Here is a 4483-nt window from a genome sequence, read left to right as displayed (position 1 = left end):
CTTTCAATAAAGGAACAGGAGTTCCTTTATGTCATCCGGTATTAGCTCCGGTTTCCCGAAGTTATCCCAGTCTTACAGGTAGGTTGCCCACGTGTTACTCACCCGTCCGCCGCTAACTAACGGGAGCAAGCTCCCATTAGTCCGCTCGACTTGCATGTATTAGGCACGCCGCCAGCGTTCGTCCTGAGCCAGGATCAAACTCTCCATAAAAGTTAAGTTTAAATCTTGTATTGCTCAAAAAACTAATAATTGACGTTTACTTCATGTTTTGTTTAGTTTTCAAAGTTCACTTCGCCGCTTCATCTCTTAGCGACTTATATAATAATAACATATTAAAGTTTGTTTAGTCAACAACTTTTTTATATTATTTTCTTGCCTCATTTATTGGTTCAATGTGACAACGTTTAATAATATACCACGATTCTTTTATGATTGCAATAACTTTATATAAAAAAGATAATGTTTCTCATTATAGCAAAAAATCTAGTTAACTTTACTAAACGCTACTTACTATAATGAAAAACAATTACCCCGCTGTTACAGGTAACTCTACTACAAAAAGTGACCCTTTACCGATCTCACTTTTTACATATACTATTCCGTTATGCATATCAACAATTTTCTTTACAATTGATAAACCCAATCCATTTCCGCCGGTTGTTCTATCTCTTGATTTATCTGCTTTATAAAACCTTTCAAATACATGCACTTGATCTTCTTCCGAAATACCAATTCCAGTATCTTGAATTTGTATAACTACCTTGTCATTATCTTGTATAGCAGATATAAATATATCACCATTGTTAGAAGTAAACTTTATACTGTTTGTTATTAAATTCATCCAAACCTGATTCAAGAGAGCCTCGTCTCCAATAAAGTCAATTTTACCAAGGTCAACATGCATATTAATATTTTTTTCTACTATTTGAGGTTCGCAGCTTAACAATGAGTACATAAGTTGGCTATTTAATGAGAAACTGTTCTTTTCTATTGGCTGGTTTTGTGATTCAAGTGAAGTTAGCTTTAGTAGGTTATCGCTAAGCTTGGATAATCTTGTACTTTCATACTCGATTATATTTAAATATTGCTTTCGCTCTTCTAATGGTAAACTTTCATTTTGTAATACTTTAGCAAAACCTTTAATCGATGTTAATGGCGATTGAATTTCATGTGAGACGTTTGAAATAAATTCTTGTCGCATGTTTTCCATTTGATCTAAATTTTTTGCCATATGGTTAAAGCTATCTATTATCTGTCCTATTTCACCACCAAATGCATTCCTGAATTTTTCAAGATCCACTGATACGTTAAACTCTCCTCTTGAAATACTTCTAATTGCCTGCATTATTTCTTTTACCATTTTCATTTGCTTTGGATGATGAAACATTCTACCAAATATAGCTCCTCCGAGCATTAGTAATAGAAAAGTTAAAAAAGTATTTATGATTTGTATCGTTAAGTCTGATAGACTAGTGAAATGATTTTCATAGAAGTAAATAGTAGAATAGTGAACAATTAGGCTTCCAATCATTATTGCAGTCGTTAATAATAATATAGCTCCTATAACATCTCTAATTTTTTTTAATACTTTCATTTCAATAACTCCATTCGATACCCTAATCCCCACACAGTAGAAATTTTAAAACCAAATTCTTTCTCGGGAAATCTTTCCCTCAATCGCTTTATATGAACATCCACAGTTCTTTCATCCCCTGCATAATCGAATCCCCAAATGTTTTCAATTAATTGTTCCCTGGAATATGTTCTACCTAAAGAGCTTGCTAAAGTAAATAAAAGCTCTAATTCTTTCAATGGCATATTGATTACCTCATTGTCATTTAGAACTTTGTAATTTCTGTGGTCTATTATTAACCTTCCTATTTGAACAATTTTAGACGAAGATATTTTTGATCTTCTTAACAAAGCTTTTACTCGAACAACTAATTCGACTGGTTCGAACGGTTTTACGATATAGTCGTCGGTCCCTAATTTAAACCCCCTAACCTTCTGTTCAGTTTCACCTTTTGCAGTTAACATAATTATAGGAAGATCATAATTGTTGCGTATTTCTCTACAAAGCTCAAATCCATCCATTTTAGGCATCATTAAGTCTATAATTAACATATCTATTCTGTTATCATCAAAAACACTAATTGCTTCAATACCATTTGTAGCCTCAAAAACAGTAAAGCCCTCATCCCGAAGTAAAACATTTAATAGTTTCCGAATATGTGGATCATCGTCTACGATTAAAATACTAGCCATAAAAACACCTTCCCTAAAGTTTAATTACACTGCACTATTTACTCTCAATTGTTGATCTGCAAATTCTCTATACATCAAATGGTTACTATATAATTCATCATGTGTCCCTATACCAGTTATTTTCCCTTTATCTAAAAATACAATTTGCTCCGCATCTATAACTGTGGAAAGACGATGGGCAATAATTAAAGTAGTTCTCCCTTTCATTAAATTAGAAAGTGCATTTTGTACAACTAATTCAGACCTACTATCAAGGTTTGAAGTTGCCTCATCCAACATTAATAATTTAGGGTTTCTTAGTAAAGCTCTCGCAATACCTATTCGTTGTCTTTGTCCACCAGATAGTTTTATACCTCTTTCTCCAACCTCTGTATTAAAACCTTCAGGTAAGTCATTAACAAATTGATCTACATATGCCATACCCGATACATAAGCCAATTCTTTATCAGATATCTCTCTTTTAATTCCATAGCAAATATTATCTCTAATTGTACCGGCAATTAGCGGACTTTCTTGTGCAACATAACCTATTTGTTTTCTCCAACTCTCTAAATTAAAACTATTTATTGGATTATCTCCAATTTTTATTTCCCCATTATTTGGAGGATAGAAACGTTCAATGAGTGAAAATAAAGTTGTCTTTCCGCTTCCACTTGGTCCTACAATAGCTGTTACCTTACCAGGAGGGATCACAAAATTAAGATTTGTTAACATCTCTTCTTCCTTATATGCAAAATGCAACTTATTAATCTTAATCGGTAAATTCATATCAACTTCATCTTTTCCAGTTTGATAATCTTCTTCTTCTAGTTCTAATATACTGATCATTCTTTCAGTAGCACCTTTTGTTTTTTGAAGTTCAGTAAAGAAATGTGTAATTTGGGTTATTGGGAAGATAATTTGGAATAAATAAAGGATATAAGCTACTAACGCCCCTGCAGTTATTGCACCCGATGAGACCCTGACCCCGCCATATCCAATAATGACTACTAAAATAAGCATTAATACAAAGGAAACAATTGGTCCAATGAAAGAGTGTAGCTTTCCTTCCTTAATACCGAAAGATAATAAATTATTAATTCCCTTGTTTCCATTAGTAATTTCAGAGGTTTCCGCGTTCGAAACTTTCACTAATCTAATTTCCGAAAAAACTTGGCTTATTAACGATGTGAATTTTGCTGTCTCATCTTGGGTTGCTTTTGATAATTTTGACATTTGTTTTCCAATAGGGATAAATATTAGTGCAATGACAGGTATAATGCTAAAAGTTACCAATGTCATTTTCCAATCTAATACTAGAAGTAATATAAAAGATCCGACAATAGAAATGATTCCTGTTAAAAAGTTTGTTATGTGTTCTGTTATTAACCCCTTTAAAATTGCTGTATCATTTGTAACTCGACTTACATTATCTCCAGTCTGAGTCTCATCAAAATAAGATATTGGAAGAACAATCATTTTCTTCCACAATCGGTGTCTTACATTGGCAACAACTGTATTTCCTACTCGGCTAAGCAGATAAATAGAAGCTGCTGATGAAATAGCCTGTATTATTAGTACTGCAACAAAAACCACTATTTGTCCCGCACTTAAGGATGCTAACGAAAAACCATCTACAAATTTCTTTGTTAGCAAAGGTAATAGTAACCCCACTAAAGTAGTGGCTACACTTAATAGTACGCCTATTGCAAACAACCATTTAGGAGGATTTGCATTTTTTAATAAAGAGATAAAATTTCTCCAATCACTTTTTTTATTTAAATTAGTTTCTTCTTTCATATCTTTACTCCTTACACTTACTATTTTTTTATCTACATTCCCTTTAAAATTTACAACTAAAATATGAATAAAGAATGAACTAAATTATTTTTTACTCTTAAATATTATTTTTTATAACGCAAAAAAACATCAGCCTAATAGCTGATGTTTTTCGTTACCAGGCGACGTTCTACTCTCACAGGGGGAAACCCCCAACTACCATCGACGCTGAAGAGCTTAACTGCCGTGTTCGGTATGGGAACGGGTGTGACCTCTTCGCAATAATCACCTGATTTGTATTGAGTTGTACTTCGTACCCTCAAAACTAGATAATGTCATTATCAAACTTGTTAGTTAAGTCCTCGACCGATTAGTATCAGTCAGCTCCACGTGTCACCACGCTTCCACCTCTGACCTATCAACCTGATCGTCTCTCAGGGGTCTTACTAGCTTAACGCTA

General features: G+C 33.3%; 3 protein-coding genes and 3 rRNA genes. All 6 read right to left on the bottom strand.

The genetic code is table 11. The features are described 5' to 3' along the window. Positions 1 to 210: ribosomal RNA gene (locus BM319_RS24235) — 16S ribosomal RNA — on the bottom strand; the annotation flags it as partial. 316 nt (positions 211 to 526) lie between these two features. Further along, positions 527 to 1594 carry a HAMP domain-containing sensor histidine kinase gene (locus tag BM319_RS24230; RefSeq protein WP_069034022.1) on the bottom strand — a complete coding sequence of 356 codons (1068 nt, stop codon included), beginning with the start codon at positions 1592 to 1594 and terminating at the stop codon, positions 527 to 529. After that, positions 1591 to 2265, bottom strand: a complete 675-nt coding sequence (locus BM319_RS24225; protein ID WP_091025001.1) for a response regulator — start codon at positions 2263 to 2265, stop codon at positions 1591 to 1593. Before BM319_RS24225 ends, BM319_RS24230 begins: the two co-directional genes overlap by 4 nt. A gap of 24 nt (positions 2266 to 2289) precedes the next feature. Continuing rightward, on the bottom strand, positions 2290 to 4044 hold the full coding sequence (locus tag BM319_RS24220) for an ABC transporter ATP-binding protein (RefSeq protein WP_091024999.1): 1755 nt from the start codon (positions 4042 to 4044) through the stop codon (positions 2290 to 2292). A 156-nt stretch (positions 4045 to 4200) separates the two neighbouring features. Then, positions 4201 to 4316, bottom strand: a 5S ribosomal RNA gene (gene rrf, locus BM319_RS24215). Positions 4317 to 4373: 57 nt separating this feature from the next. Further along, positions 4374 to 4483 (bottom strand): 23S ribosomal RNA (locus BM319_RS24210); the annotation flags it as partial.

This window comes from Bacillus sp. UNCCL81 (genome assembly GCF_900112535.1).
Taxonomy (GTDB): Bacteria; Bacillota; Bacilli; order Bacillales; family Bacillaceae_G; genus Gottfriedia; species Gottfriedia luciferensis_B.
Note: the sequence above shows the minus strand (reverse complement) of the source record. Positions and strands in the feature narration are given on the sequence as shown.

Coding starts and splice junctions, on each gene's coding strand:
- BM319_RS24220 (WP_091024999.1), bottom strand. CDS start 4,044: ATGAAAGAAGAAACTAATTTAAATAAAAAAAGTGATTGGAGAAATTTT.
- BM319_RS24225 (WP_091025001.1), bottom strand. CDS start 2,265: ATGGCTAGTATTTTAATCGTAGACGATGATCCACATATTCGGAAACTA.
- BM319_RS24230 (WP_069034022.1), bottom strand. CDS start 1,594: ATGAAAGTATTAAAAAAAATTAGAGATGTTATAGGAGCTATATTATTA.